Annotated in this window: 1 protein-coding gene; it reads left to right on the plus strand. The window is 62.6% G+C overall.

Features of this window, described 5'->3' with window-relative positions; all coding sequences use genetic code 11:
* Window positions 1–319 (plus strand): GNAT family N-acetyltransferase (locus ACQKPE_RS07720; RefSeq protein ID WP_427664645.1); only part of this gene is annotated, 319 nt, incomplete at its 5' end.
* Window positions 320–390 lie beyond the last annotated feature (71 nt).

Raw genomic sequence — 390 nt, forward strand, 5'->3', positions numbered from 1 at the left:
GGTGATCTACCTGGCCTTGCCGGATGACGAAGACGGCCGCTTGATGGGCTTCTGCCAGCTCTACCCGAGCTTTTCCTCGCTGTCGCTCAAGCGCGTGTGGATTCTCAACGACATCTACGTGGCCGAAGACTCCCGGCGCATGCTGGTGGCCGACCACCTGATGCGCGAAGCCAAGAAGATGGCCAAGGAAACCAACGCCGTGCGCATGCGGGTGTCGACCAGCGCCGACAATGAAGTGGCGAAGAAGACCTACGAGTCGATGGGCTTTCGCGAAGACACCGAGTTCAAGAACTACGTGCTGCCGATCAACGCCGATTGACCCACAGACCTGTAGGCGCGGCCGCTGTGGGAGCTCCCACCACCCCCGCGGCAGCAAGGAGGGGGGCAGCG

This window comes from Pseudomonas sp. NPDC089554, assembly GCF_050280645.1.
Taxonomy (GTDB): domain Bacteria; phylum Pseudomonadota; class Gammaproteobacteria; order Pseudomonadales; family Pseudomonadaceae; genus Aquipseudomonas.